The 25,809-nt window shown below is 42.8% G+C and carries 28 protein-coding genes; 9 read left to right on the top strand and 19 right to left on the bottom strand.

Annotated elements, in window-relative coordinates; all coding sequences use genetic code 11:
- Window positions 1–15: 15 nt before the first annotated feature.
- The 10 genes from HUS26_RS16275 to gvpQ all read right to left on the bottom strand — a co-directional run bounded on the left by HUS26_RS16275 (window position 16) and on the right by gvpQ (window position 4,900).
- Entirely contained in the window at window positions 16–336 is a 321-nt protein-coding gene (locus HUS26_RS16275; protein WP_173918094.1) for a gas vesicle protein, read from the bottom strand.
- Between the two features lie 15 nt (window positions 337–351).
- Window positions 352–651: a gas vesicle protein K gene (locus HUS26_RS16270; protein ID WP_173918093.1), complete on the bottom strand. Its 300-nt coding sequence runs from the start codon at window positions 649–651 to the stop codon at window positions 352–354.
- Window positions 632–889 (bottom strand): gas vesicle protein, encoded by a 258-nt coding sequence (locus tag HUS26_RS16265; RefSeq protein WP_173918092.1) that lies wholly within the window; start codon window positions 887–889, stop codon window positions 632–634. Before HUS26_RS16265 ends, HUS26_RS16270 begins: the two co-directional genes overlap by 20 nt.
- Window positions 890–892: 3 nt before the next feature.
- Window positions 893–1,708: a GvpL/GvpF family gas vesicle protein gene (locus HUS26_RS16260; RefSeq protein ID WP_173918091.1), complete on the bottom strand. Its 816-nt coding sequence runs from the start codon at window positions 1,706–1,708 to the stop codon at window positions 893–895.
- Window positions 1,709–1,730: 22 nt separating this feature from the next.
- The gene (locus tag HUS26_RS16255; RefSeq protein ID WP_173918090.1) at window positions 1,731–1,982 is read right to left on the bottom strand and encodes a gas vesicle protein GvpG; all 252 of its coding nucleotides are present in this window, start codon (window positions 1,980–1,982) and stop codon (window positions 1,731–1,733) included.
- Window positions 1,979–2,743, bottom strand: coding sequence for a GvpL/GvpF family gas vesicle protein (locus HUS26_RS16250; protein WP_173918089.1), 765 nt, complete (start codon window positions 2,741–2,743; stop codon window positions 1,979–1,981). The genes HUS26_RS16255 and HUS26_RS16250 overlap by 4 nt, the downstream gene beginning before the upstream one ends.
- Before the next feature lie 12 nt (window positions 2,744–2,755).
- Window positions 2,756–3,676, bottom strand: coding sequence for a gas vesicle protein GvpN (gene gvpN, locus HUS26_RS16245; RefSeq protein WP_173918088.1), 921 nt, complete (start codon window positions 3,674–3,676; stop codon window positions 2,756–2,758).
- 17 nt (window positions 3,677–3,693) lie between these two features.
- Window positions 3,694–3,957, bottom strand: coding sequence for a gas vesicle protein GvpO (gene gvpO / locus HUS26_RS16240; RefSeq protein ID WP_173918087.1), 264 nt, complete (start codon window positions 3,955–3,957; stop codon window positions 3,694–3,696).
- Window positions 3,958–4,027: 70 nt separating this feature from the next.
- Window positions 4,028–4,327, bottom strand: a complete 300-nt coding sequence (gene gvpA, locus HUS26_RS16235) for a gas vesicle structural protein GvpA (RefSeq protein ID WP_173918086.1) — start codon at window positions 4,325–4,327, stop codon at window positions 4,028–4,030.
- A gap of 24 nt (window positions 4,328–4,351) precedes the next feature.
- Window positions 4,352–4,900: a gas vesicle protein GvpQ gene (gene gvpQ / locus HUS26_RS16230; protein WP_173918085.1), complete on the bottom strand. Its 549-nt coding sequence runs from the start codon at window positions 4,898–4,900 to the stop codon at window positions 4,352–4,354.
- 294 nt (window positions 4,901–5,194) lie between these two features.
- Here gvpQ and HUS26_RS16225 point away from each other — a divergent pair, with 294 nt between their 5' ends.
- Both HUS26_RS16225 and nei read left to right on the top strand, forming a co-directional pair.
- Window positions 5,195–6,064: an SDR family oxidoreductase gene (locus tag HUS26_RS16225; RefSeq protein ID WP_173918084.1), complete on the top strand. Its 870-nt coding sequence runs from the start codon at window positions 5,195–5,197 to the stop codon at window positions 6,062–6,064.
- Between the two features lie 229 nt (window positions 6,065–6,293).
- Window positions 6,294–7,121 carry an endonuclease VIII gene (gene nei, locus HUS26_RS16220; protein WP_173918884.1) on the top strand — a complete coding sequence of 276 codons (828 nt, stop codon included), beginning with the start codon at window positions 6,294–6,296 and terminating at the stop codon, window positions 7,119–7,121.
- Here the strand turns inward: nei and HUS26_RS16215 are convergent.
- The 8 genes from HUS26_RS16215 to rpmH form a co-directional block, all read right to left on the bottom strand.
- A complete protein-coding gene (locus HUS26_RS16215) occupies window positions 7,103–7,600 on the bottom strand; it encodes a metallophosphoesterase (protein ID WP_173918083.1) in 498 nt (165 codons plus the stop codon). The genes nei and HUS26_RS16215 overlap by 19 nt on opposite strands.
- Window positions 7,601–7,726: 126 nt before the next feature.
- Window positions 7,727–8,443 (bottom strand): 16S rRNA (guanine(527)-N(7))-methyltransferase RsmG, encoded by a 717-nt coding sequence (gene rsmG, locus HUS26_RS16210; RefSeq protein ID WP_173918082.1) that lies wholly within the window; start codon window positions 8,441–8,443, stop codon window positions 7,727–7,729.
- Window positions 8,444–8,458: 15 nt separating this feature from the next.
- Complete coding sequence (gene mnmG / locus HUS26_RS16205) at window positions 8,459–10,348, bottom strand: tRNA uridine-5-carboxymethylaminomethyl(34) synthesis enzyme MnmG (RefSeq protein ID WP_173918081.1); 1,890 nt, start codon at window positions 10,346–10,348, stop codon at window positions 8,459–8,461.
- 30 nt (window positions 10,349–10,378) lie between these two features.
- On the bottom strand, window positions 10,379–11,755 hold the full coding sequence (mnmE, locus tag HUS26_RS16200; RefSeq protein ID WP_173918080.1) for a tRNA uridine-5-carboxymethylaminomethyl(34) synthesis GTPase MnmE: 1,377 nt from the start codon (window positions 11,753–11,755) through the stop codon (window positions 10,379–10,381).
- Between the two features lie 326 nt (window positions 11,756–12,081).
- Window positions 12,082–12,702 carry an RNA-binding cell elongation regulator Jag/EloR gene (gene jag / locus HUS26_RS16195; protein WP_173918079.1) on the bottom strand — a complete coding sequence of 207 codons (621 nt, stop codon included), beginning with the start codon at window positions 12,700–12,702 and terminating at the stop codon, window positions 12,082–12,084.
- On the bottom strand, window positions 12,699–13,460 hold the full coding sequence (gene spoIIIJ / locus HUS26_RS16190) for a YidC family membrane integrase SpoIIIJ (protein ID WP_173918078.1): 762 nt from the start codon (window positions 13,458–13,460) through the stop codon (window positions 12,699–12,701). Before spoIIIJ ends, jag begins: the two co-directional genes overlap by 4 nt.
- 78 nt (window positions 13,461–13,538) lie before the next feature.
- Window positions 13,539–13,892 (bottom strand): ribonuclease P protein component, encoded by a 354-nt coding sequence (gene rnpA / locus HUS26_RS16185; RefSeq protein ID WP_173918077.1) that lies wholly within the window; start codon window positions 13,890–13,892, stop codon window positions 13,539–13,541.
- 87 nt (window positions 13,893–13,979) lie between these two features.
- A complete protein-coding gene (gene rpmH, locus HUS26_RS16180; RefSeq protein ID WP_173918076.1) occupies window positions 13,980–14,114 on the bottom strand; it encodes a 50S ribosomal protein L34 in 135 nt (44 codons plus the stop codon).
- A gap of 1,215 nt (window positions 14,115–15,329) precedes the next feature.
- Here rpmH and dnaA point away from each other — a divergent pair.
- From dnaA to gyrA, 7 genes are all read left to right on the top strand, one after another.
- The gene (gene dnaA, locus HUS26_RS16175; protein ID WP_173918075.1) at window positions 15,330–16,682 is read left to right on the top strand and encodes a chromosomal replication initiator protein DnaA; all 1,353 of its coding nucleotides are present in this window, start codon (window positions 15,330–15,332) and stop codon (window positions 16,680–16,682) included.
- Window positions 16,683–16,848: 166 nt separating this feature from the next.
- Window positions 16,849–17,988 (top strand): DNA polymerase III subunit beta, encoded by a 1,140-nt coding sequence (gene dnaN, locus HUS26_RS16170; protein ID WP_173918074.1) that lies wholly within the window; start codon window positions 16,849–16,851, stop codon window positions 17,986–17,988.
- 232 nt (window positions 17,989–18,220) lie between these two features.
- Window positions 18,221–18,442, top strand: coding sequence for a S4 domain-containing protein YaaA (gene yaaA, locus HUS26_RS16165; protein ID WP_173918073.1), 222 nt, complete (start codon window positions 18,221–18,223; stop codon window positions 18,440–18,442).
- Window positions 18,443–18,460: 18 nt separating this feature from the next.
- Window positions 18,461–19,573: a DNA replication/repair protein RecF gene (gene recF, locus HUS26_RS16160; RefSeq protein WP_173918072.1), complete on the top strand. Its 1,113-nt coding sequence runs from the start codon at window positions 18,461–18,463 to the stop codon at window positions 19,571–19,573.
- A 16-nt stretch (window positions 19,574–19,589) separates the two neighbouring features.
- Entirely contained in the window at window positions 19,590–19,874 is a 285-nt protein-coding gene (gene remB, locus HUS26_RS16155) for an extracellular matrix regulator RemB (RefSeq protein ID WP_173918071.1), read from the top strand.
- 33 nt (window positions 19,875–19,907) lie between these two features.
- The gene (gyrB, locus tag HUS26_RS16150; RefSeq protein WP_173918070.1) at window positions 19,908–21,830 is read left to right on the top strand and encodes a DNA topoisomerase (ATP-hydrolyzing) subunit B; all 1,923 of its coding nucleotides are present in this window, start codon (window positions 19,908–19,910) and stop codon (window positions 21,828–21,830) included.
- Window positions 21,831–21,868: 38 nt separating this feature from the next.
- Window positions 21,869–24,415 carry a DNA gyrase subunit A gene (gene gyrA / locus HUS26_RS16145; protein WP_173918069.1) on the top strand — a complete coding sequence of 849 codons (2,547 nt, stop codon included), beginning with the start codon at window positions 21,869–21,871 and terminating at the stop codon, window positions 24,413–24,415.
- 576 nt (window positions 24,416–24,991) lie between these two features.
- Here gyrA and HUS26_RS16140 read toward each other — a convergent pair.
- Window positions 24,992–25,699 (bottom strand): YaaC family protein, encoded by a 708-nt coding sequence (locus HUS26_RS16140; RefSeq protein ID WP_173918068.1) that lies wholly within the window; start codon window positions 25,697–25,699, stop codon window positions 24,992–24,994.
- Between the last annotated feature and the right edge of the window lie 110 nt (window positions 25,700–25,809).

Genomic DNA, 25,809 nt, shown 5'->3' with positions numbered 1-25,809 from the left:
CACTCCTCCAAAATTTTATACGAATCGGTTATTTGATCGTCCTGTGTTTTTTTCCAATTGTTCGATACGCTTCTGCAGTTCTTTATTCTCTTTCTCAAGCTGCTCGTTATTTTGCTCAGCTGCTTTAGAATTCAGGTATGGATCGGTTTCCCACCAGTCCATGCCAATTTCTTTTGCTTTATCTACTGAAGCTACAATAAGCCGAATTTTAATTGTGAGGAGTTCGACATCGGCAATTCCCACTCGGATATCCCCTGCGATAACTACTCCTTTATCAAGGACGGTTTCTAAAACGTCCACTAGGCTTGATGACTGTGTTGGATGTTCTACTGCCATAATTGACCTTCCTTTCTATAGTAAGTTTCCAAGAGGACCAAGGTCGATGTTTAAATCCTCATCATCCAGGTCAAAAATCTCTTTCAGCTCATCCATCTTCACTTCTAAGTTCATCAGGGCGAGGCCCAGGTTTTCAATTTCTTCTTCTGTTAATGTGCCTCCATCTACTCGGCGGATGGCATGCCGTTCGACAAGCTGCCTTAACAGCTCGATGACAGTTAAAACGAGCTGCGCTAGACCTTGTTCGGCACCTTGAGGATCGAGATTAATTCTTCCGCTTTTGGGAGGCTGATGCTTAAGACTGCTCTGTGACATAAGTTAAATCCTCCTTCTCTTGATCAAATCGCTTCGAAGATATCGAGTCCGTGTCCATTTTTGCCTGCACGAGGGTTTCGACAGATGAGATGAGCACACGCAAGTCGAGATACACTAGATCAATTCCAGCAATTGAAATAATAAGATCTCCCTTAATCGCTACTCCTTTATCGAGGACCGTATCAAGAATATCGATTAGGCCAACTTCTTTGTTTTTAAAGTCTTCTCTATACGACATTGCTTACTCCTCGCTTTGCAATAGATTTACGAAGTGATACGCCGGCCACGGACCAGTGACTTCAAGGATATAACCGGAATCTTTATGCTTTTCACTGGCTTCTGAAATTAACCCTAGAAAATTCTCTACATCCTTCAGTGGAACAAGATAAGCACTGTTCCAGCACATATCTTCTTCTCTTCCTGTGACATCACGCTTCCAATTCTTCTTTACAGTATCCTGTATGCTCCACTCAATTAATTGACCGTGAAGGTCGGAACCAAACTGAGCTTCCTCTTTTTCGGCTTCCTGCTCTATATATTGATCAAGTTTTCTTGTTTCTAAATATTGGCGCCCTTTTGACATCTGGGCGATTTCTTCTTTCTTTTCTTTTATATTCAAATTGTGATCGGCGACCAGTTTCGTTAACTTTTCGCGATCACAATATATTTTCAAGTTCCATTCTTCTTTTCCATCAAGCTGCTCTATTAGTGTCAGCATTTGTGATTTATAATCATCTATCATCTTTGCCAGGCTGTTTTCGCTCTGGTAAATCGTACAAAATTTCATCGGTATAATGGTTTTTTCTTCATTAAGCTTCATTAACATTTCATGGTGATGGAAGGCTTTTTTCTGAACCCATTCCATCTGGTTTGTTTTCTCTTCTAAGACTTCTTCCCCGTATTCTGACTCATCCACATGACAGACGACTGCTGACAACTCACCAAATTCCTTTAAATGAACCTCGTGTTCGTCATCGATTCCTTTCATTGAAGAGAAAGGATCCGCCCCATCCAGTGGTGACTTGATAATGCCGTATAAATAAATGAATTTACCCATAATCGCCATTCTCCCCTGTAATTTATCTCTTCGTTAAATCCTGCCACTGTTCCATCTCCAGTCTCTTGGCAGTTTCATATCGCTGCAGCAGTTCTTCTTCCTGTTCCTTATAGACTTCCTCTGAGACTTCCTCTAGCTCATACATCATTTGCAGGTGTATGAGCTTTTGCTGAATATGCTCCAAATCATAATACTCTTTATCCACTTCTTCTTTGACATGTTCCCCGACTTTCTTCAGCAGGCTGATGGGCGAAGTGAATAATTTAAAAATCATGTCGGTTCCTCCACCTTTAACTTAATATTGATAAAGTTATACGCCGGCCATGGACCGGTATATTTGAAATCGACTTTTTCCTGCCATTTATCGTGAAGTTCATTAACTTTCGCATCAAATTGATCTTCTTTTTCACGATCGATCAGATACGAGCCGTTCAACAGCATTTTTTCACCGATTGGATCATTAGCTTTAGCGGATGCTGAAAGCTTAAGCAGCGGCTCATGAATATCACGTTCGATTTCTTCCTGGAGGGAAGTGAAGAATTTACGAGCCATTTCCCCTAACTGAATACGGTCGAAATAGCCGGCATCCTTCGATTTTTGGGACACCTGGTTTTTCTGCTTCATCACTTTTTCATTGTGAGAAATCTGTTCTTCGAGCCATTCTTTCTTACCGACTACTTTTAGGCCAACCTCGATTTTATTCTTAATTTCCGGGAACAGCTTAGACAGCTGCGGATAAAGATTTTCCAACAGAACTTCGACATCTTCCGAGGAATTGAAAACATTTCCAAAACTAATCGGAACTACTGTGTCGGATACTTCCATTACGCTGGAGATAACCTGCTGGTGAAGCATTAGGTTATCTTTATTCGGGTGATAAATCTTCATCGGCACTTCAGCCGCAATCATTGCCGCATCCTGATAATGAATCGTGAAAATTTCGCGGGTTTCACCTTCAAATTCAATGGGTTCAAACTCTGGTTTTTCATTGGTCTGAATACTGCAAAAAATATAAATTCCTGTTTCCTGATCCATGTGCAAATCCCCCTATACCTTTCTGCATTCATCTAAAATCTTTTCTTTTAATTCATCAAATGACTCTGAATACTGTGTGCAGACTTGCAGCGGATAAAGTGTAATATCAAGACAAATATCCTGAAATTCCTCATTGCTTCCATTTACTTTAATGTTATATCTTTGAACGACTTCCGCTATCATCAGCGAAGCCCGTAAGCTTAAATTGTCTTCCCCATCGGCTCCTTCACATATTCCCCGTACACCGTTTATGAACCCTACAATTTTTTCCGCTTTTTCCTGACTGATGGCAGTCCTGCTGCTGACAACCGCAATTTCCGCTTCTTCATCCATCGAATGAAGAGACAGCGTAATCATTCGGTCAAGCAGTGCATCCTGTGATTGATAAACCCCTGCATATTCGGCAGGATTACTCGTAAAAATAATCGAAAAATCCGGATGGACATCAATATAGGATTCTGTCCGCTTCGTGCCGTAAAGGGGAAGAATGCCTTCTTCTAATATCGAAAGAAATAAATTGTTAGTTTCCGGCTGAGATCGGGTAAATTCGTCATAGACGACCGTGTATCCTTCTTTTACAGCTTCGTACAGACGGCCGTTCACCCATTCTTCAGAAACGTTTTCCTCAATCTTATGAACGGTTCTGACAAAATTATCGTTAAGCTTCTTACGCCGGTAACCGGTATATGCTCCAATTAAGTCCTCATTTGATAAGTCCTTATTTCCATTAATCAAAAGGACAGGACGATTGCGTTTTTTAGCAAGATGGAGGGCAAGTGTAGTCTTCCCTATCCCTGATGGTCCTGTATAATGAACCGGATATCCGGCAGCTAAATACCTTTGAGACCGTTTAATCAGGCTTTTAAAATAGGGATGGTCGTACACGTTTTGCTGCGTTTTAGACGTCAGCCTGGTGGGTTTTAATGTTGTCATGCTCTCCCCTCCCTATATCATTGTTCCTGCTCTTCCAAATCACTGCGGAATCTTAAGCTGATTCGGTTAAATTCTTCAACTTCTTTATCACTGTCTATCATCACTTCATATAAACCAATCATTTCATCATGCGCGTACTTGCGCATATATTCTCTTTCTTCGATAACTTCTACAAGTACCCGCCAGCCTTCATCCTCTTCCCGCTTTTTTACGGAAATGATTTTATGAGGCGGAGCAATATGCTCTCTAAAAAAATCCGTCACATTGTCCATAATTTTCATAAGCTAATCCCTCACTATCCTAAACATTAAATGAGAGGACTAGAGGTTGAACTCCAGCCCTCTTTTTTGTTTAAATATTAAATTGGGCACGTTCATTTTGCTGAGACTGCTGAGAAGGTCTAGAATACTCCTGGTCGCTTAAGCGGCCGCCCAGTCCTTCTTCTTCCACTTCATCGCGAAGAAGTCCAACGGCTTCAGCGTAGCGTAACCAAGTATCCACACTGGCAATTACCACTCTTGCTTCAATGGTGATTAATTCAATACCTACTACTGAAATACGAGCATAAGCATCAATTACAATCCCTTTATCCAAAATACGGTCAATTACCTCTGCTAAACTTGAACTATCTGTTGACTTTTGAATAGCCATCTTTCATCATGCTCCTTTCAATAATTAATCAAAATAACCTTTAATATGAGAGGCTCCTTTAATATCATTAGAGCCTTTGACTTGGTCATAACTCTTCAGGCTGCTTACACCCTTAATATCGGTGCTGTTTTTGACTTTTGATTTGTCTTTCTTATTATCAGAAGGCGCATTCCCGCTTATTTTCTCCTGTACTTCCTCGCCGGATTCCTTAAAAGATTTGACGCCTTCTCTAAATTCAAGCAGGTTTTCCTGCATTTTCTCTTTAGCATCCTGTGCTTTACTGTGAACTTTATCGGCATTTTCTTCTTTCTTCTCTTCAAGGTTATCCCTTAGCTTGCCTGCCCCAGATTGAATCTGCTTTTTAAACTGCTTCTTAACTTGATCGCTCATTTCATCTTTTACTTCATCTTCTGCATATTCTTTAGCTTCTGCCGGGTCATCTGCTTTTTTTGCTACTCGTTTAACTCGGGGCCATTGTTTTTTGACGGCTCTGGCTGACTTTTTAACACCCCCTTCAACTTTCTCAAAAATATTATCGGATGAATCGTCGTGTTGATTTTCCTTACGACTCATGTTCATCACCTACTTTTTTTCAAGCATTCAAGCTTTGGGCTTTTAATCAAAATTCCCACGTACAGAAACTTAAAACCTATATTAGAAATGTTTTGTTTAAATTAGTAGATATTTCACATCTCAAGGCATAGTTCATCCATACCCTTTTTTACTAGGGACTTAAACCGTATAAGACGTATGGATTAAATTGTCATAAAGCCCTTTTTCAACATAATAATTACAACTTCCATAGTTTGAAAATTTGCCCAGGTGGAATGAAACGTCTAGGGACAAATTACAAGGAGGAATTTATATATGAGCCGCATGGATAGACAAACAGATGGACAGCCGGGACAGGTACAGAATAGACAGCCTGGCTATGAAAGCGAAATGGATCCACTGCCGCTTCAGGCGGATGAGGATTATACAAGTGGAAATAAATTAAAAGGAAAAGTTGCTTTAATTACAGGAGGCGACAGCGGAATCGGACGTTCGGTCGCGATTGGATATGCGAAAGAAGGGGCAGACGTCGCGATTTCCTATTTAGATGAACATGAAGATGCACAATATACGAAGGAAAAAATAGAAGCGGAAGGCCGGCGCGCTATTTTAATTCCAGGCGACGTGGGCGAAGAATCTGTGTGCCGCGACGCCGTAGAGCAGACGGTAAATGAGCTTGGCAAATTGGATATTCTCGTGAATAACGCAGCCGAGCAGCATCCAACAGGAGATCTTACAGAGATCTCTGCTGAGCAGCTGGAACGAACATTTAAAACCAATATTTATTCTGTGTTCTACATGACAAAAGCTGCTATCCCGCACTTAGAGCGTGGAAGTGCCATCATTAATACAGCTTCTGTTAACCCTTATAAAGGAAATCCACAGCTTGTCGATTATACGTCAACAAAAGGTGCTGTCGTTGCCTTTACGAGATCGATGGCTGCACAGTTAGTCGAAAAAGGCATCCGAGTCAACGGCGTAGCGCCAGGTCCTATCTGGACACCGCTCATTCCGGCTTCCTTTGACGATGAAAAAGTTGAAGAATTCGGCACGGAAACTCCAATGGGACGTCCAGGCCAGCCTGTAGAACATGTCGGAAGCTATGTATTGCTTGCTTCAGATGATTCCACTTATATTACCGGACAGTTCATTCATATTAACGGCGGCATGCTGATGACCAGCTAAATAAATATGAGAAAAAGGGATCTGAGCATTCTCAGATCCCTTTTATTTGCTTTTTCTTTTAAATACATACGATAATTCATTTACACAGATTCTATTCTTTATGAGGATTGGCTCGCTTCCCTTAACGAAACCTCCTCGCTGCGGGGTCTCGGCCGCCCGTTTTTAAGCAGGAGTCTCGCCATTTCCCTCTTTTATTTAAATACAATATAGGAAAGAAAAGGTGAAAAAAATGCCGGAAGGACCAGAAATACGACGTGCTGCGGATGATGTGGAAAAAGCCATCACCGGAAAACCTGTACTTGATATCTTTTTTGCTTTTGATCATTTAAAGGACTACGAGTCATTATTGAAAAGCGCGAACATCCTTAAAGTAGAAACAAAAGGAAAGGCGATGCTGATCTGCTTTGATAACGGCTATACTGTTTACTCGCATAACCAGCTGTATGGAAAATGGTATATACGCAATGCTCATAATTATCCGAAGACGAACCGCCAGCTTCGCTTTGCTATCCATAATGAGGAAAAATCTGCGCTCCTTTACAGCGCTTCAGATATAGAGGTACTGAGGAATGAAGAAGTAGAAATCCACCCATTTATCGCTAAAGTCGGTCCCGACCTTTTAAATGACTATGTGACAGCCGATGAACTTGTTGAGCGATTTAAAAGCTCGCGTTTCCGCCGCAGAAGGTGGACAGCACTTCTGTTAGACCAGGCTTTTATTGCGGGAGTTGGCAACTACTTAAGAAGCGAAATTTTATTTGTCGCGGGCATTCATCCCGATTTAAGGCCAATGGATTGCACAGACCAGCAGTTAAAAAAAGCGGCTGTGGCCTGCATTGAGCTGATGTGGCGTTCTTATGAGCATAAAGGTATTACCACTGATATTGAATTAGCTGAACGCCTGAAAGCCAAAGGGGCAAAGCGTTATGAATATCGACACTGGGTGTTTAACCGTGAAGGCAAACCCTGCCGCATCGACGGGTCAGAAATCATTAAATTTAAAGCAGGATCCCGCCGCTGTTATTACTGTCCGACGTGTCAATCGAAGGAATCATAAAAAATATGTTCTGCGTGTATACCGTCCTGCAGCGTAATCTTTCCAAATGAGAAGCGCGGCAGTCTGCGTTTATCTGTCGCAGATCCCGGGTTGAACAGCATCGTTTTTTTCACATATCTCAGCAGCGGCAAATGGGAGTGGCCGAATATGATGATGTCGAGCTCTTCTCCTTCAAATTCTTCCACTACACGTTTTTCGGTCGTCTTTTTTTCTCCATGACCATGGACTAAGCCAATTCGATATCCATTAAGCTCGAGAATTTGCCGACGGGGGAGGAGCTCTTGAATGTCCGGTCCATCAATATTGCCGTAAACCCCCACGACTTCTCCGTACTCCTGGAACTGTTCATACACTTCCGGAGTCTGCCAATCCCCGGCATGGATAATAAGATCGGCTTTTTGTAATTCCTGAACCAGCTTTTCGGGCAGCTGTTTCGCTTTTTTCGGCATATGCGTATCTGCTAGGATGACTAGCTGCATTTTGATCTCCTCCTGCTTGTTTTTTAACTCTGGTAAAGCGAGTTGTTTCCCCTGACCGTTTCTTTATTAACGTTAAACGTAAACGACGAGTTCTTTCAATAAAAAAGCTGCCTAAAATTAGGCAGCTTATTGAATAGGTTCTTTATTTGGTGTACCCGCTTTACGCGGGTATTTTTTAGGTGTTTTACGGCGTTTTTCAATCAGAGCAATATTACGCTCGCTGCCCTCCTCAGGCAGTTCAAACGTATGCACCTCTTGAACTTCACCGCCGACTGTCTGAATCGCGATTTGCGCATCTTCCATTTCCTCAGCAAGGTTCGGTCCTTTCATCGCCATGAAGATCCCGCCCTTGGCTGTAAGCGGAAGACAGAGCTCGCTTAGTACGGACATTCTTGCCACAGCGCGAGCCATGACAAGGTCGTAGCCTTCGCGGAATTTAGGGTTTTTACCGAAATTCTCTGCGCGGTCATGATAAAAAGCGACATCTTTCAATCCTAATTCATGGGCTAAGTGGTTCAAAAAGGTGATTCGCTTCTTTAATGAATCGACAATCGTAACTTTCAAATCCGGAAATGCGATCTTGAGCGGAAGGCTGGGGAAACCAGCGCCCGCTCCTACATCGCAAATCCTAAGCGGTTTTGAAAAGTCGTGATAGAAAGCAGCCGTTAAGGAGTCATAGAAGTGCTTTAAATACACTCCCTCTTCATCAGTGATGGCTGTAAGATTCATTTTTTCATTCCACTCTACTAAAATCTCAAAGTATTTGTGGAATTGGCCCTGCTGTTTTTCGTCTAATTCGATTCCTTGTTCTTTTAACGCCTGGAGAAAGGTATTTCTATCCATAAGTCCGTCCTTTCTTTACTCGCCTGATACTTTTGCAATTTTCCCTTGTTCGATATAAACGAGCAGAATAGAAACATCCGCTGGGTTTACACCAGATACACGGGAAGCCTGACCAACAGACAGCGGACGAACTTTTTTCAAACGTTCGCGTGCTTCCGTTGCCAGTCCATTAATTTGATCGTAATCAATGTCTTCTGGGATGGTTTTGGAATCCATTTTGCGCATACGGTCGATTTGATCAAGTGCTTTTTTAATATATCCTGCGTATTTGATTTGGATTTCCACTTGTTCTTTTACATCATCAGCAACTGCTTTGTCACTTGGTGCCACTTTATCAATCGCTTCATATTTCATTTCCGGACGGCGCAGAAGATCAGAGGCACGAATGGCATCTTTCAGCGGGCTTCCTCCAGCTTCCTCAATCGCGGCCTGCACCTCTTCGGTCGGTTTTAAAATAAGATTGCTCAAGCGCTCTTTCTCTTCTTCAATCAGACGTTTCTTCTCTTGGAAACGCGCATAACGCTCATCAGAGATCGTTCCAATACGGTGGCCGATTTCAGTCAATCTTAAATCAGCATTATCGTGACGAAGCATTAAGCGGAACTCAGCTCGAGATGTGAGCAGACGGTATGGCTCATCAGTTCCTTTCGTTACAAGGTCATCGATCATAACACCGATATAGCCTTGCGAACGGTCAAGAATCAGCGGCTCTAAGTCCAGCGCTTTGGCTGCCGCATTGATTCCGGCCATGATCCCTTGTCCTGCCGCTTCTTCATACCCGGAAGTTCCGTTAAGCTGACCAGCAGTAAACAAGCCGCTGATTTTCTTCGTTTCAAGTGTCGGCCACAGCGTTGTCGGAACGACAGAATCGTATTCAATGGCGTAGCCGGCACGCATAATTTCCGCATTTTCAAGTCCTGGCACGGTCTCCATCATTTGTTTCTGGATATATTCTGGAAGAGATGTTGACATCCCTTGTACATATACCTCTTCTGTGTCGCGTCCTTCAGGCTCAAGGAAAATCTGGTGGCGCGGCTTATCATTAAAGCGGACAATTTTATCTTCAATAGATGGGCAGTAACGCGGTCCTGTCCCTTTTATCATTCCTGAGTACATCGCAGACAGACCCAGGTTATCATTAATAATCTGGTGTGTTTTTTCGTTCGTATAAGTCAGCCAGCAAGGAATTTGGTCGGTAATAAACTCAGTCGTTTCATAGGAAAAGAAACGAGGCTCCTCTTCTCCGGGCTGAATTTCTGTTTTGGAATAATCAATCGTACGGCTGTTTACACGCATTGGTGTACCTGTTTTAAAGCGGACCATTTCGATACCAAGCTCTTCCAGCTGCTCAGAAAGAGAAACTGAAGTTCTTTGGTTGTTTGGACCACTTTCATAAGACAAGTCGCCAATAATAACGCGCCCGCGCATAAAGGTTCCTGTTGTTACGATAACCGTCGGCGCATAGTAAGCCGCTTTAGTTTCCGTTACAACACCTTTTATTTGATCATCTTCCACGAGAAGTTTCTCTACCATTCCCTGGCGAAGCGTCAAGTTTTCCTGGTTTTCAAGCACGCGTTTCATTTCTTTAATATATAGAGGTTTATCGGCTTGAGCACGGAGCGCACGCACAGCCGGTCCTTTTCTTGTATTTAACAGGCGCATTTGGATATGAGTTTTGTCGATAACTTTACCCATCGCACCACCAAGTGCGTCAATTTCACGTACAACAATTCCTTTTGCCGGCCCGCCAATAGACGGGTTACACGGCATAAAAGCAACCAAATCCAAATTCAGTGTCAGCATCAGGGTTTTTGCCCCGCGTTTCGCAGCGGCAAGCCCAGCTTCCACTCCAGCATGACCGGCACCAATAACAATTACATCGTAATGCCCTGCATCGTAAGTCATTTTGGTTGTCTCTCCTTTTATTTATTATAGTTATTTCCCTAAGCAAAACTGTGCGAACAGCTGATCAATTAAACTTTCATGGACTGCGTCTCCTATAATCTCGCCGAGCAGCTCCCATGTACGGGTTACATCGATTTGAACGACATCGATCGGCACTCCCATTTCCATGCCTTCCTGCGCGTCCTCTAACGCCTGCTTCGCCTGTTTTAACAGCTGAACATGGCGGACGTTGGAGACATAGGTCATATCGCCTGTGTCCAAATCCCCTTCAAAAAACGTGTCAGCGATGGCATTTTCAAGCTGATCAATGCCTTCCTCGCGAATAAGGGCTGTCGAAATCACCGGATGATCGCCTGCCAGCCTTTTAACTTCCTCAAGGTCCAGCTTCTGATCGAGGTCCATCTTATTTACAATGACGATGATATTCATATCGTTTACAGCTTCAAAAAGCTTCCGATCCTCGTCAGTGAGTTCATCTCCATAGTTTAACACAAGGAGGATCAGATCGGCTTCTTTTAATACTTGGCGGGAACGCTCGACTCCAATACGTTCCACGATATCTTCCGTTTCACGAATCCCGGCTGTATCTATTAATCGTATAGGCACTCCGCGCACGTTCACATATTCTTCAATTACATCACGCGTTGTACCTGGAATTTCTGTAACAATTGCTTTATTTTCATGCACAAGGGCATTCATCAGAGAAGATTTTCCTACGTTTGGACGTCCAATGATTGCTGTACCTAATCCTTCACGTAAAATTTTCCCCTGGCGAGCGGTTTCCAGAAGTTTTTCGATTTCGGTGTGAACCTCTCTCGTCTTCTCACGCATCATTTCATTCGACATCTCTTCGACGTCATCGTATTCAGGATAATCGATGTTAACCTCAACATGCGCAAGGGTTTCCAGAAGTTTTTGACGAAGTTCCTGGATAAGGTGAGATAGGCGTCCATCCATTTGTTTTAAAGCCACACTCATCGCGCGGTCCGTTTTGGCACGAATCAAATCCATGACGGCTTCCGCCTGTGAAAGATCGATCCTTCCATTCATAAACGCCCGCTTCGTAAATTCGCCTGGTTCAGCTAAACGAGCACCGCTGGCCAGTACAATTTCTAAAACGCGGTTAACGGAAACTAAGCCTCCGTGGCAGTTAATTTCAACGACATCTTCTCTCGTAAACGTCTTCGGGGCACGCATGACAGAAACCATGACTTCTTCTGCAACCTCCCCGGAATCAGGGTCAATCAATTTTCCATAATGCATCGTATGAGAAGCTGCTTGATTTAAATCTTTTCCCCTAAAAAGGCTGGCTGCAATCTCAACAGCCTCCGGACCGCTTAATCGTACAATAGCGATTGCCCCTTCGCCCATTGGAGTCGATATGGCAGTAATCGTATCCATTTCCACACGCGGTCACCTCCTTAAATTTTTAATTAATATATAGTTATCCACAAGGGTATAAATTTTAAACTCACTAACATAACAGATTAACACATAAAAGGGCAGTTTGGGAAGGGGTTGGATGAATTATCCACATGTTAATAACTTTTCAACTCCAAATGGAATGTTAATTTGCAAAATAAAAAGAGAGCCGCTCGCTTTCCGCAGGAATCTCAAATGTTGTACGATTCCTCTTCTTACCGCTATAAAATTCCTTCCCACTCATAAGCAGAGCCGAATATAAAACAAAAAATACCCCTGTCTATTAAAGACAGGAGTATTCATTCTTTCATTTATCGAACAGGATGGATGACGATATGGCGTTTTGGATCATTGCCCGCTGAATCAGTCTCGACTTTTGAATTATTCTGCAGAGCAGAGTGGATCACCTTTCTTTCATAAGAAGGCATCGGCTCTAAATGAATAGATTCTCCCGTTCTTACAGCTTTTTCTGCTAAACGGTTCGCCAAGGTTTCTAACGTTTCTCTTCTTCTCGCGCGGTAATTTTCCGCATCTAAGAGAACCGTATAAAATTGATCTGATTCACGATTGACTGCCAGTTGAACAAGATATTGCAGAGAATTAAGGGTTTGTCCACGTTTACCAATTAACATGGCAATTTTCTCGCCTGCTAATTCCATAAATAAATGTCGTCCATCTACTTTAGTTGCAACTTCGACAGGCGCCCCCATTTGTGCTGCTACTTCTTTAACAAATGATTCGGCGTCCTGCACAGGATCTTTTACAATAGAGACTTTCACAATAGCTGGTTTAGTACCAAAAACTCCTAGAAAACCTTTTTTTCCTTCATCAATGACTTCAACGTTTACTTGGTCCTTTGATGTTTGTAACTGATCTAGTGCTGATTGGACCGCTTCATCAATTGTAGTGCCGGTAGCAGTCATCTGCTTCACTTGCTCGCGCCTCCTGTCTCCTCTTTCATCATTGGCTTACGGATAAACAATGTTTGCAGGATCATCACGATGTTACCTACGATCCAGTAAACAGCTAATGCTGATGGGAAAAAGAATGCAAATGTACCGATCATTAACGGCATGATGTAAAGCATCATCTGCATTTGCGGGTTCTGAGCTGCTGAATTTCCAGCCATCATCAGCTTCTGCTGCAGGAATGTAGTCGCTGCAGTCAAGATGGCCAGGAATGGATCAGGTGATCCCAGCTCCATCCATAGGAAACTATGGGTTTGAATCGTTTCTGTACGCATGATTGCATGATAAAAACCAATTAATACCGGCATCTGAACGATGATCGGCAGACATCCGGCCAGGGGATTTACACCATTTTTTTGGAAAAGCTGCATCGTCTCCTGTTGAAGCTTCTGCTGAGACTGAGCATCTTTAGAGCTGTATTTTTGACGAAGCTCTTGTAATTGCGGCTGAATCTCCTGCATCGCTTTGGAGCTTTTCAGCTGCTTTACGTTTAACGGAAGCAAGATTAACCGAATAATAATCGTAACGATAATGATCGATAATCCATAGCTGCCGTTAGTAGAATCGGCAAAAAATTGAAGAGTTTGTGATAACGGATAAACTACATATTCATTCCAAAAACCTGTACTTTCCGGAGTGATCTCTTGGTTGACTTCCATACACCCGGTTAAGAAGGTCAGCATACCTGTCATAGCAAGTAATGCTATCCATTTATTACGCAACGTACTTCCTCCTTACACTTTCACATTTCACTATAGAATAGTGTAGCACTTTTCTATAGGACGTGCCTATATAAATTGTCAGTTTCGCATCTTCTTGTCGAGAAGCCTTGATTTATATAAAACATGAGTCAAGCTGCTCTTTATTTCATGAAACCCCATCTGCTGGGTCGGTTTTCTGGCAATGATGACGAAATCGTAGTCTGGCTTGATTTGATTTTCTAATTCGTGAAAAGCTTGTCTTAAGTATCGTTTGATTTGATTTCTCATGACGGCGTGCCCAATCTTCTTACTTACCGATAAGCCGATTCGAAAGTGCGGCTGATCTTTCTTTTTTAAATAATAAAGAACAAGCTGACGATTGGCGAACGACTCACCATGTTGAAAAACCTCTTGAAACTCATCATTCTTTTTAATTCGGTAAGTTTTCTTCATGGAATCAAGCTCCCTAAAAAAATAAAAAGCGAAAACGCCTCAATCATACTTTAACTAGAAAAAAGACCACTGATTAATTTCAGTGGCCTATGCTGATAATACTTTTCTTCCTTTGCGGCGGCGGCGAGCAAGAACACTGCGACCATTCTTTGTGCTCATTCTTTTACGGAAGCCGTGTACTTTCTTGCGCTTACGATTATTTGGTTGAAATGTGCGTTTCATTATATATACACCTCCTGAGGAAAATTCCTATCGAATACATAAACAGAGTTCTAAAAGGCAGTCCCGATAATTATAATCAATCTGTGAATTTGTGTCAATGGCTTCTTTCTTATTAGTCTTAATTGCTGTGGTTGATATTTATTAAGGTTTTCGTTTACGAAGGATGGAGAAAGGGGGCTGGGAAATCACTCGCTTTCCGCGGGGAGCCGTCGAGCCACCTCGTTTTACTTCGGGGTCTCGCCCCTGGCTCTTTCTCCCTGCAGGAGTCTCGCAATTTCCCAGCCTCCATAACCGTTAAGAGTGGAAACGGAACGCTATATCTTTGTGTAAAGCTCATGAAAGAAGACACTCTCTCTTCCTTGGTTCCGTCTCTTTCTGATTACGGTAAAGGGTTTGGGGAAACGGTGAGACTCCTAGGGGATTACAGAACAGGGCGAGATCCCGGGGGGCTTTGCCTGAGGAAGCTCACCGTTCGCCCATGGAAAGCGAATCTGTGAACGGCACAAGCTTCTCTCCTTAGCCCCTTGAGAAACAGCGATATTCATTTGGTCCTTTCTCCAATTATCGCAAAGGAACACTCATTTGAAGTTTCATTACTCAATTATCAGCTTATTTTTCCCTCATATTTTTCTAACTTTTTAGGATTCTTGTTTATTTTTAATAGGAAAGAAAGGTCCCTCCAGTTATATAACAGATGCTGTTACATAACACACCAAAGCCTATGAAATTCTCTTTTTTAGTGAACAATAACATCCCTTGTGTATAATTAAAATGACCAAATCAGACTATCCACAACAAATATCGACAAGTTAATCACAAAATCTAGTACTGTGGAAAAAATCTATCTACAACGTGTGGTGTCTGTGGATAAGTTGTTTAAAGACATTGCGTGAACCTATTTTATCTGGTATTATATTTGTGTTTAACCCTGGATGATTAAAAAACGCGATTAAAATTATTCACAGGTTGTGGATAACGTGTGGACATTTAGTAACACGGTTGTTTAAAGGTTTATCAACATGTGTGTGGATAATGAAAATAACCTGTCTGAATGACTAGATTGGTAGGGAAAGCTCGTCCACAATCCTGGAAGTTAAAATTGCATATATGCGTTGCACAAATATTGTACAAACACCTTTCGATCTTTTGATTACGTTCGAAAAAGAGAACGAAAGGCTTTTTTGTTTTCCTTTTTAGGGAGAAAGGGGTGAAATTTTGGAGAACATACACGAATTGTGGGACAACACGCTGGAGAAGATGAAAGAAAAAATTAGCAAACCTAGCTTTGAAACATGGCTCAAAGCTACAAAAGCTGACTCTCTGCAAGAAAATACATTAACAATCGTAGCTCCAAATGAATTTGCCAGAGACTGGCTGGAAAACCAGTATGAAGGATTAATAAGAGAAACATTGAGTGAAGTTACAGGGGCAGATCTTGATACTAGGTTTATCATTCCAGAAACGAAAGATGATTCCCTCGAGGATGTAAAGCTTTCCGATAAGAAGATGCCTAATATGAAAAATAACGGCAGCGAAGAATCTCCCCAAAGTATGCTGAATTCCAAGTATACGTTCGACACGTTTGTAATTGGATCAGGCAACCGATTCGCTCATGCCGCTTCATTAGCAGTCGCAGAAGCCCCGGCTAAAGCGTATAACCCGCTGTTTATCTACGGGGGAGTCGGCCTTGGAAAAACCCACCTCATGCATGCCATAGGACACTATGTTCTGGATCATAATCCAAATGCGAAGGTGGTCTATTTATCTTCAGAAAAATTCACGAATGAATTCATTAACTCGATTCGAGACAACAAAGCTGTCAATTTTCGCAATAAATACCGAAGTGTCGACGTTCTTCTAATAGATGATATTCAGTTCCTTGCAGGAAAAGAACAAACGCAGGAAGAATTTTTCCATACATTTAATACACTTCATGAAGAAAGTAAACAGATTGTGATCTCAAGTGACCGGCCGCCTAAGGAAATTCCAACCCTTGAGGACCGCCTGCGCTCTCGATTTGAATGGGGACTCATTACTGATATCACGCCTCCTGATTTAGAAACGAGGATCGCCATACTAAGGAAGAAGGCTAAAGCAGAAGGGCTTGATATCCCTAATGAAGTCATGCTTTATATTGCCAATCAAATCGATACCAACATTCGTGAATTAGAAGGCGCATTAATTCGTGTTGTCGCTTACTCATCCTTAATTAACCACGATATTAATGCATCACTGGCGGCTGAAGCCTTAAAAGACATTATTCCAAGCTCTAAGCCTCGAGTGATTACGATAGAAGCGATTCAAGAAATGGTAGGCGAGAAGTATAATGTGCGCCTGGAGGATTTCCCTGCCAAAAAACGTACCAAATCTATCGCCTTTCCACGCCAGATAGCTATGTATCTATCAAGAGAGCTGACAGATTTCTCTCTTCCTAAGATTGGTGAAGAATTCGGGGGACGAGATCATACAACAGTGATTCACGCCCATGAAAAAATCTCTAAAATGATTGCAACAGATCAACAGCTGCAAAAAGAACTCGATGAAATTACTGAACAGTTAAAAGCTTAAGCTGAATAGTGTGGATAATCGAACCACTTGCATCAACAGGCTATCCACATGTGGACAACTTCTTCTAACAGGAGGAAATGCCGGTTATCCACAAATTCACAGGCCCTATTACTTCTATTACTACTTTTTTAAATAATAATTAATATATACAGGAGGAATAACTCCCATGAAATTTACGATACAAAGAGATCAATTAATGGAAAGTGTCCAAAATGTAATGAAAGCCATCTCTTCAAGAACGACAATTCCAATTTTGACAGGAATTAAAGTAGAAGCTACGACAGAAGGAGTAAAGCTGACAGGAAGTGATTCAGATATTACTATTGAATCTTATATTCCTGCAGAAGAAGACGGAATCGTATATGTAGAAAACATTGAACCTGGAAGTATCGTTCTTCAGGCGAAGTATTTCCCTGATATCGTACGTAAGCTCCCGCAAAAAAATGTGGATATTGAAAGTGATGATAAACGAAATGTCACGATTAAATCAGGCAAAGCTGAATTCCACTTAAATGGACAAGATGCAGAAGAATATCCGCAGCTGCCTCAATTACATACTGAGGACAGTTTTGAACTTCCAACTGATCTTCTGAAAAACTTAATTCGCCAGACCGTTTTTGCTGTCTCCTCATCAGAAACTCGCCCAATCCTAACAGGTGTACATGTGCAGCTTGTAGATGAGCAGCTTCACTTTACGGCTACAGACAGCCACCGTTTAGCTTCAAGGAAAATCCCTTTAAAGCGTGAGGGACAAGGAGAAATACCTGCAGTCGTTATCCCTGGAAAGAGCTTAACGGAGCTGAATAAGATTCTTGACGATTCTGATGAACCAATTGAAATCAGCTTAACGGAAAACCAAGTCCTGTTTAGAACGAAGCATCTATACTTCCTGTCTCGTTTATTGGACGGCAACTACCCGGAAACGTCTCGCTTAATTCCGGACCAGAGCAAAACGGTAGTAAAGATCGATACAAAAGAGCTGCTTCAGTCCATTGACCGTGCCTCCCTGCTTGCGAAAGAGAACCGAAACAATGTCGTTCGATTGATTACACAGGAGGGCAACCAGATTGAAATTAACGGAAACTCCCCGGAAGTAGGAAATGTAGTAGAAGAAGTCATAGCGGATTCTATCGAAGGAGAAGAGCTTAAGATCTCCTTTAGTGCGAAGTACATGATGGATGCCCTGAAGGCCGTAAACTATGACCAGGTTAAAATAGAGTTTACAGGCGCTATGCGTCCATTCCTAATCCGCCCGGTAGATGATGAACAGATTTTACAATTAATCCTGCCGGTAAGAACGTATTAATTAATCTTTGAACGGGAGGGAATCTCGTAGATTCCCTCTTTTAAAAAATAAACAGAGCTGATTATTTAAAAAAAGCCGTTATGATCGAAAATCATAGCGGTTTTTATGTTTTTGCCGAGAAATTGCATACATTTTTACCGTTTTGTGTTATATTCTATAGTTTGCTTTCCATTAAGCGATATCTTTAGTAAAATAGAGAGATAAGACAAACCATGAAAAATAGGGTGAATTTATGAGTGAACGCATTGAAATAAATACAGAATACATTCCACTCGGACAATTTCTAAAGTTAAGCAATATTGTCGAATCCGGTGGAATGGTGAAGATCTTTTTAGCTGAATTTGATGTTTACGTAAATGGTGAGCGGGAGCAGAGACGTGGACGAAAGCTTTACCTGGGAGATGTTGTAGAAATTCCTGAGTTTGGAGTTTTTGAAGTCGTACGTGAAGAATAGGCGGCTTCTTTAAATTCTATGCACATTCAAGAGCTCTCGTTAAGGTCATATCGAAACTATGACCAGCTCTCCTTAACCTTTGACCATACCATTAACGTTATTATTGGTGAAAACGCCCAGGGTAAGACCAATTTAATGGAAGCTATCTACGCTTTAGCTTTTACCCGTTCCCATAGGACCCCTCGTGATAAAGAACTCATTCAATGGGACGCAGAGTATGCTAAAATAAAAGGTAGTGTGTTTAAACGCAATCGCCGTTTTCCTCTGGAAATCGTCTTTTCCAAGAAGGGGAAGAAGGCGAAGCTCAATCATATAGAGCAAAAAAGACTGAGCGACTATATTGGCGCGCTGAATGTCGTTATGTTTGCACCTGAGGATTTAAACCTGGTAAAAGGCAGTCCTCAGGTGCGTCGTCGGTTTATTGATATGGAAATAGGCCAGATCCAACCGCGATACATCTATCATCTGGGACAATTTCAAAAGGTCCTGAAGCAGAGGAACCACTTACTGAAGGAATTACAGCGAAAACCATCAGCTGATCGAACGATGCTCCATGTGCTGACAGATCAGTTGATTGAGCATGCCGGAACGATAGTTGAGCGGCGGTTTAAGTTTCTTCGGCTCCTGCGGTCGTGGGCTGCTCCGATTCACAAAGGCATCAGCCGTAATCTGGAAGTACTCGAAATTGCCTATGATGCTAGTGTCAAAGTATCAGAGGATATGGATTTGGAAACAATAAGAACAAGGTTTGAAGAAAAGTTCCGTGAGATCGAATCTAAAGAGGTCGAACGAGGGACAACGTTAGCCGGCCCCCATCGGGATGATTTAGTCTTTTTCGTCAATGGAAAGGATGTTCAGACCTATGGATCTCAAGGGCAGCAGCGGACCACCGCTCTCTCTTTAAAACTAGCGGAAATTGAGCTGATTCACAGCGAGGTAGGAGAATATCCGATCCTGCTTTTAGATGATGTGCTTAGTGAACTCGATGATTATCGGCAGTCCCACCTGCTTCATACGATTCAGGGGAAGGTCCAAACCTTTGTATCAACGACAAGCATTGAAGGAATTGAGCATGAAGCCCTCAGAGAGGCGGAAATCTTTCACGTCGCTGACGGCACTATAGATGGTTAAGAAATGAGGTGGCAATTTGTTCATACACATTGGGGATGACCACGTCATCCATTCCAAAGATGTGGTAAGTATCATAGATCATACGCTATTAAGCTCTTCTTCAATCATAGAGGAAATGATATTTAACCAGCGAAAAAATAAAAAAGTAGTAGAATCTGAGGAACATGAACCTAAAGCAATTGTCATTACGAAAGATTATATTTATTTTAGTCCTTTATCGGTTTACACATTGAAAAAACGCGCGAATATGATGTCGACTTTAAATAGAATAGAAGATTATACAGAGGATTTTGAGCAATAATTTTATATCCTTTAGAAATGTAGGTGAAGTACCATGAAAGAAGAAATTTTACAGGAACAGCAGGCCTATGATGAGAATCAGATACAGGTGCTTGAGGGCTTAGAAGCTGTTCGAAAGCGGCCGGGAATGTACATTGGGTCTACGAACGAAAAAGGTCTTCATCACCTCGTATGGGAGATTGTCGATAACAGTATCGATGAAGCAATGGCAGGACACTGTGATCAGATCCAAGTGGTGATCGAAGAGGATAACAGCATTACCGTCATCGATAATGGACGCGGAGTGCCGGTCGGAATGCATGAGAAGCAGGGACGCCCGGCGGTTGAAGTTATTATGACCGTACTTCATGCCGGCGGTAAATTCGGCGGCGGCGGTTATAAAGTATCCGGCGGTCTGCACGGTGTAGGGGCATCTGTAGTAAACGCTCTTTCATCTAAATTAGAAATTTACGTTCACCGTGACGGGAAAGTTCACTATCAGGAATACCACCGCGGAGTTCCTCAGGCGGATCTGAAAGTCATCGGGGATACTGATATTACTGGAACGCGAATTACTTTCACTCCTGACATTGAGATTTTCAGTGAAACCCAGGAGTACAACTACGATACATTAGCCAGCCGTATTCGTGAGCTAGCTTTTCTAAATAAAGGTTTAACCATTACGCTGGAAGATAAACGCAGTGACCGCGAAACGCAGAAATTTTTCTATGAAGGCGGAATACTTTCTTACGTGGAGCATATGAACCGTACGCGTGACCCAATCCATGAAGCTCTGTTCATTGAAGATGAGCAGGCTGGTATTTCGATTGAAATTGCGATGCAGTATAACGACGGGTTCGCGAGCAACATCTATTCGTATGCCAACAACATTCATACGTATGAAGGGGGAACCCACGAATCAGGCTTTAAGACAGGACTGACTCGTGTCATCAACGACTACGCACGTAAAAACAACATGTTTAAGGAAACTGATCCGAACTTAACCGGTGACGACGTTCGTGAAGGTTTAACAGCGATCATTTCCATTAAGCACCCGAACCCTCAGTTTGAAGGACAGACGAAAACTAAGCTTGGCAACAGTGAAGCCCGTACAATTACAGATTCCCTTTTCTCTGAAGCTCTATCAAGATTCATGTTTGAAAATCCGGATATGGCGAAGAAAGTCGTAGAAAAAGGACTTATGGCATCACGCGCCCGCATGGCTGCCAAAAAAGCACGTGAGTTGACACGCCGTAAGAATGCGTTAGAGGTTTCCAACCTGCCCGGCAAATTAGCGGACTGTTCTTCTAAAGATGCGAAAATTTCCGAGCTTTACATCGTTGAGGGTGACTCAGCCGGCGGCTCTGCCAAACAGGGGCGAGACCGTCATTTCCAGGCCATTCTGCCGCTGAGAGGTAAGATCATTAACGTAGAAAAAGCTCGATTAGATAAAATTTTATCGAATAATGAAGTCCGTACGATTATTACGGCTCTCGGTACAGGAATTGGGGAAGAATTCGATATCTCCAAAGCCCGCTACCATAAAATCGTGATTATGACAGATGCCGATGTAGACGGAGCTCACATTCGTACACTACTGCTTACCTTCTTCTATCGTTATATGCGTCCATTGATTGAACATGGATATATCTATATTGCCCAGCCGCCGCTTTATCAGATTAAGCAAGGCAAGTCTGTTAACTACACGTACAGTGACAAGCAGCTGGATGCCATCCTTAAGGAAATGCCGGCATCGCCAAAACCAAATGTTCAGAGATACAAAGGTCTTGGTGAAATGAATCCTGAGCAATTATGGGAAACAACAATGGACCCAGAAACGCGGACTCTCCTTCAGGTAAATCTTGAAGATGCCATGAGCGCCGATGAGACGTTCGATATTTTAATGGGAGATAAAGTCGAACCACGAAGAAACTTTATACAAGAAAACGCCCAATACGTGAAAAACTTAGATATATAAGAAAGTGTAAGCGCACTGGTAACTAGGAGGTAATTGGAATGGTTGATCAACCTGAACGCCCTCGCGTAGAGGAAGTTAATATAAGCAATGAAATGAGAACTTCCTTTCTAGATTATGCGATGAGTGTAATCGTAGCTCGTGCACTTCCAGACGTACGCGATGGTCTAAAACCGGTACACCGACGAATTTTATACGCCATGCACGACTTAGGCATGCACTCTGATAAAGCTTATAAGAAATCCGCACGTATCGTAGGGGAAGTAATTGGTAAGTATCACCCGCACGGTGATTCAGCCGTTTACGATACGATGGTCCGCATGGCCCAGGATTTTGCTTATCGATACATGCTTGTCGACGGTCACGGTAACTTTGGTTCTGTGGATGGAGACTCCGCAGCAGCCATGCGTTATACTGAGGCCCGCATGTCCAAGATTTCGATGGAAATTTTGCGTGATATCAACAAAGACACTATAGATTATGGCGATAACTACGATGGTACGGAAAAAGAACCGCTCGTCCTTCCGTCCAGGTTCCCTAACCTTCTTGTTAATGGAGGAGCGGGGATCGCTGTAGGTATGGCGACCAATATTCCTCCTCATCAGCTCGGAGAAGTCATCGACGGGGTTCTCGCGGTAAGTAAGAATCCGGACATTACGATCCAGGAGCTAATGGAAGAATATATTTACGGACCAGACTTTCCGACCCATGGGCAGATTCTTGGACTTAGCGGTATAAGAAAAGCCTATGAAACTGGGAAAGGCTCTATTACCATTCGGGCAAAAGTTGACATTGAAGAACAGGCCAATGGGAAATCGACATTGATTGTGACTGAGCTTCCTTACCAGGTGAACAAGGCCCGTCTTGTTGAAAAAATTGCTGAACTGGCACGTGATAAGAAGATCGACGGCATAACGGACTTAAGAGATGAATCCGATCGTAACGGAATGCGTGTAGTAATTGAACTCCGCCGAGACGCTAATCCAAACGTGCTGTTAAATAACCTATACAAAATGACGGCCTTACAGACGACGTTTGGCATCAATATGCTCGCTTTAGTCGACGGCCAGCCTAAAGTATTGAACTTAAAGCAGTGTCTTGTACACTATTTGGAACACCAAAAAGTCGTAATCAAGCGCCGTACCGCTTATGAGCTTCGTAAAGCAGAAGCAAGAGCACACATTTTAGAAGGTTTGCGTATTGCCCTTGATCACCTTGATGAGGTAATCAAGCTGATACGTGCTTCTCAAACCACTGAAATCGCCCGCACCGGGTTGATTGAGCGCTTTGGTCTTTCAGAGAAGCAGGCACAGGCGATCCTTGATATGCGTCTGCAGCGCCTGACAGGCTTAGAGCGTGAGAAGATTGAAGAAGAATATCAGGAATTAATCAAACTGATTGCTGAATTAAAAGCCATTTTAGCGGATGAAGAAAAAGTTCTTGAAATCATCCGTGAAGAGCTTCTTGAGGTGAAAGAACAGTATAACGATGAGCGCCGTACAGAAATCGTGCTTGGCGGAACTGATTTCATTGAGGATGAAGATTTGATTCCTGAAGAAACAGTAATCGTTACTTTAACTCACCAGGGCTATATTAAACGACTTCCAGCCAGCACATACCGTTCCCAGCGAAGGGGAGGACGAGGCGTACAGGGCATGGGTACCCATGAAGAAGATTTCGTCGAACACTTACTGTCGACCTCTACCCATAATACGCTGCTGTTCTTCTCCAACAAAGGGAAGGTTTACAAAGCGAAAGGCTATGAAGTCCCTGAATTCAGCCGTACAGCTAAAGGAATTCCAATCATAAATATGCTGGAAGTTGACCGAGATGAGTGGATTAATGCCGTAATCGCTGTCGAAGACTTTGTCGATGACTGGTACTTCGTCTTCACAACGAGAAATGGTATTACGAAGCGGACAAGCATTTCACAGTTCGCCAACATCCGCCGCGGCGGTCTTATCGCTCTTGGCCTTCGCGAGGACGATGAGCTGATCTCTGTTAAGCTGACAGACGGCGATAGAGACATTATGATTGGTACGAGCAATGGATATGTCATTCGCTTTAACGAGTCGCAGATCCGTACGATGGGCCGTACAGCTGCCGGGGTAAAAGGAATCTCCCTGCGTGAAGATGATAAAGTCGTATCTATGGAAATCATTGATAACAGCCTTCAGGTCTTAACCGTTACAAGCAAAGGTTTCGGTAAGCGAACACCGGCCGAAGACTATCGTCTGACGAACCGCGGCGGTAAAGGGATTATTACTTGTAACCTTACGGAGAAAAACGGCCATGTCGTTGCTACCAAAGCTGTAACCGGTGAAGAGGATGTTATGATTATTACCGCACAGGGTGTGCTTATTCGAATGCCTGTTGAAAGTATTTCCGAAACAGGACGTAACACTCAAGGTGTCCGGTTAATCCGTCTTCAGGAAGAAGAAGAAGTGGCGACCGTTGCTCGGATCGAATCTGAGAAAGAAGAAGAAGAGATCATTGAAGAAGCAATTGAAGCTGCAGAATCTGCGGACGAAGGTACGGTTTCAACAGAAACAGATATCGCTGACGATTTAAATACAGAAGAAGAATAAAATAATTAAGCCGCTCTCTAATTTAAAAGGAGAGCGGCGTTTTATTTGTTTCTTAGATATTCCGTTTCTTGGACTCTCACCATTTCCCATGCTCTTTCTCATTTTTGGGAAGAGAGAAAAGACTGGTCCGTTTACTGTGAAAAGAGAAAAGCGGCTGAGAAATAGCTCGCTTTCCGCGGGGAGCCGGTGAGCTAGCTCGTTTCACTCGCGGATCTCACCCTGGCTCTATCTCCCTGCAGGAGTCTCGCCATTTCTCAGCTGCTTTATCGGTAGTAGTTGAAACGGAACGCTATAGATTCATTAAGCTCTCTAATGGAAAAGCTCTCTTACCCATGGTTCCGTTACTCTAAAAACCATAAAGGACCAGGGAAAAAGCGAGACTCCAATGGGAGGAAAGAACAGGGTGAGATCCCGGAAGGCAAAGCCTGAAGAAGCTCACCGTTCGCCCATGGAAAGCGAGTCTTTTCCCTGGCCCGCTTTTCTTATTGAAGGCAAGCGGGGACCCAGTTCACTTAGTTACCTGCTAATTGGAACATTCCTTCCCCTTATGCAAATTGAAAAGAAGCAAGTTAACTCCTAATGAATTTCATACTCATACAGCCATGAAGAAATAAGCTCGGGGATTTCTTCAGGCATTTTCTCAAGGTAATGCTTAATAAATACATAGTCTTCCCGGTCCCGCAGCTGCTCCATTTCGCCCCACCATTCATCTTCATAACGCACGAGCATACTCAAATTATAAAGCACTGCAAATTCAGCAATTAATTTAGGGAAAGGTGCAGAGGTTTCAGTTGTCATTGATTTAAATTTAAAGATCGGCTTCATGAAAGGAAGCGGCTCTAACAGCTCACTCATCGAAACTTTAGACGGGAGATCTTCCATTTGAAACAGACACTTCGCAGCATAAGGAAACAGCCCGTGCGGCTGAATCCGGATTTCATCCTCCAAAAACCGGTAGTGCTGCTTCTTTCGTTTTCTAGTAGAGAGCCCGTGTGCCAGCACTTTAACAGAGGATGGGTAAGTAGGGTCGACGGTTAGTATGCAGCTTTTTAAAAAATGGGTCAGGCTGTAATAATAGAGAAGCGGCTGAACGCTGATAGGAGTATGTTTCGCTGCAGTAAAATATTCTTCTCCAAGGCTGAGCCCATACATAAATCGCTCGACGTTTTGGTAAGCTAAGGTTTTAGCATCGTCTGCCTGTAGCTTCTCATATTGGCCGTGAAGATAACTGCGGGCATGGGATGCAGCCTTTAAGTAGGTAAGGAAGGCATGTCTTTCATCCATCTAAATAGGGCTCCTTTCCTATTTTTTACAACGAGGAAGATGTTTTTTGTTCTTGAAAAAGGCAGATCATTGTCGTATTGTAAATAACAATAAGAAAGTGACAAAAACCA

Origin of the sequence: Halobacillus sp. Marseille-Q1614 (genome assembly GCF_902809865.1) — a bacterium.
Lineage (GTDB): Bacteria > Bacillota > Bacilli > Bacillales > Halobacillaceae > Halobacillus_A.
This window is presented reverse-complemented; position numbering and strand designations above follow the sequence as displayed.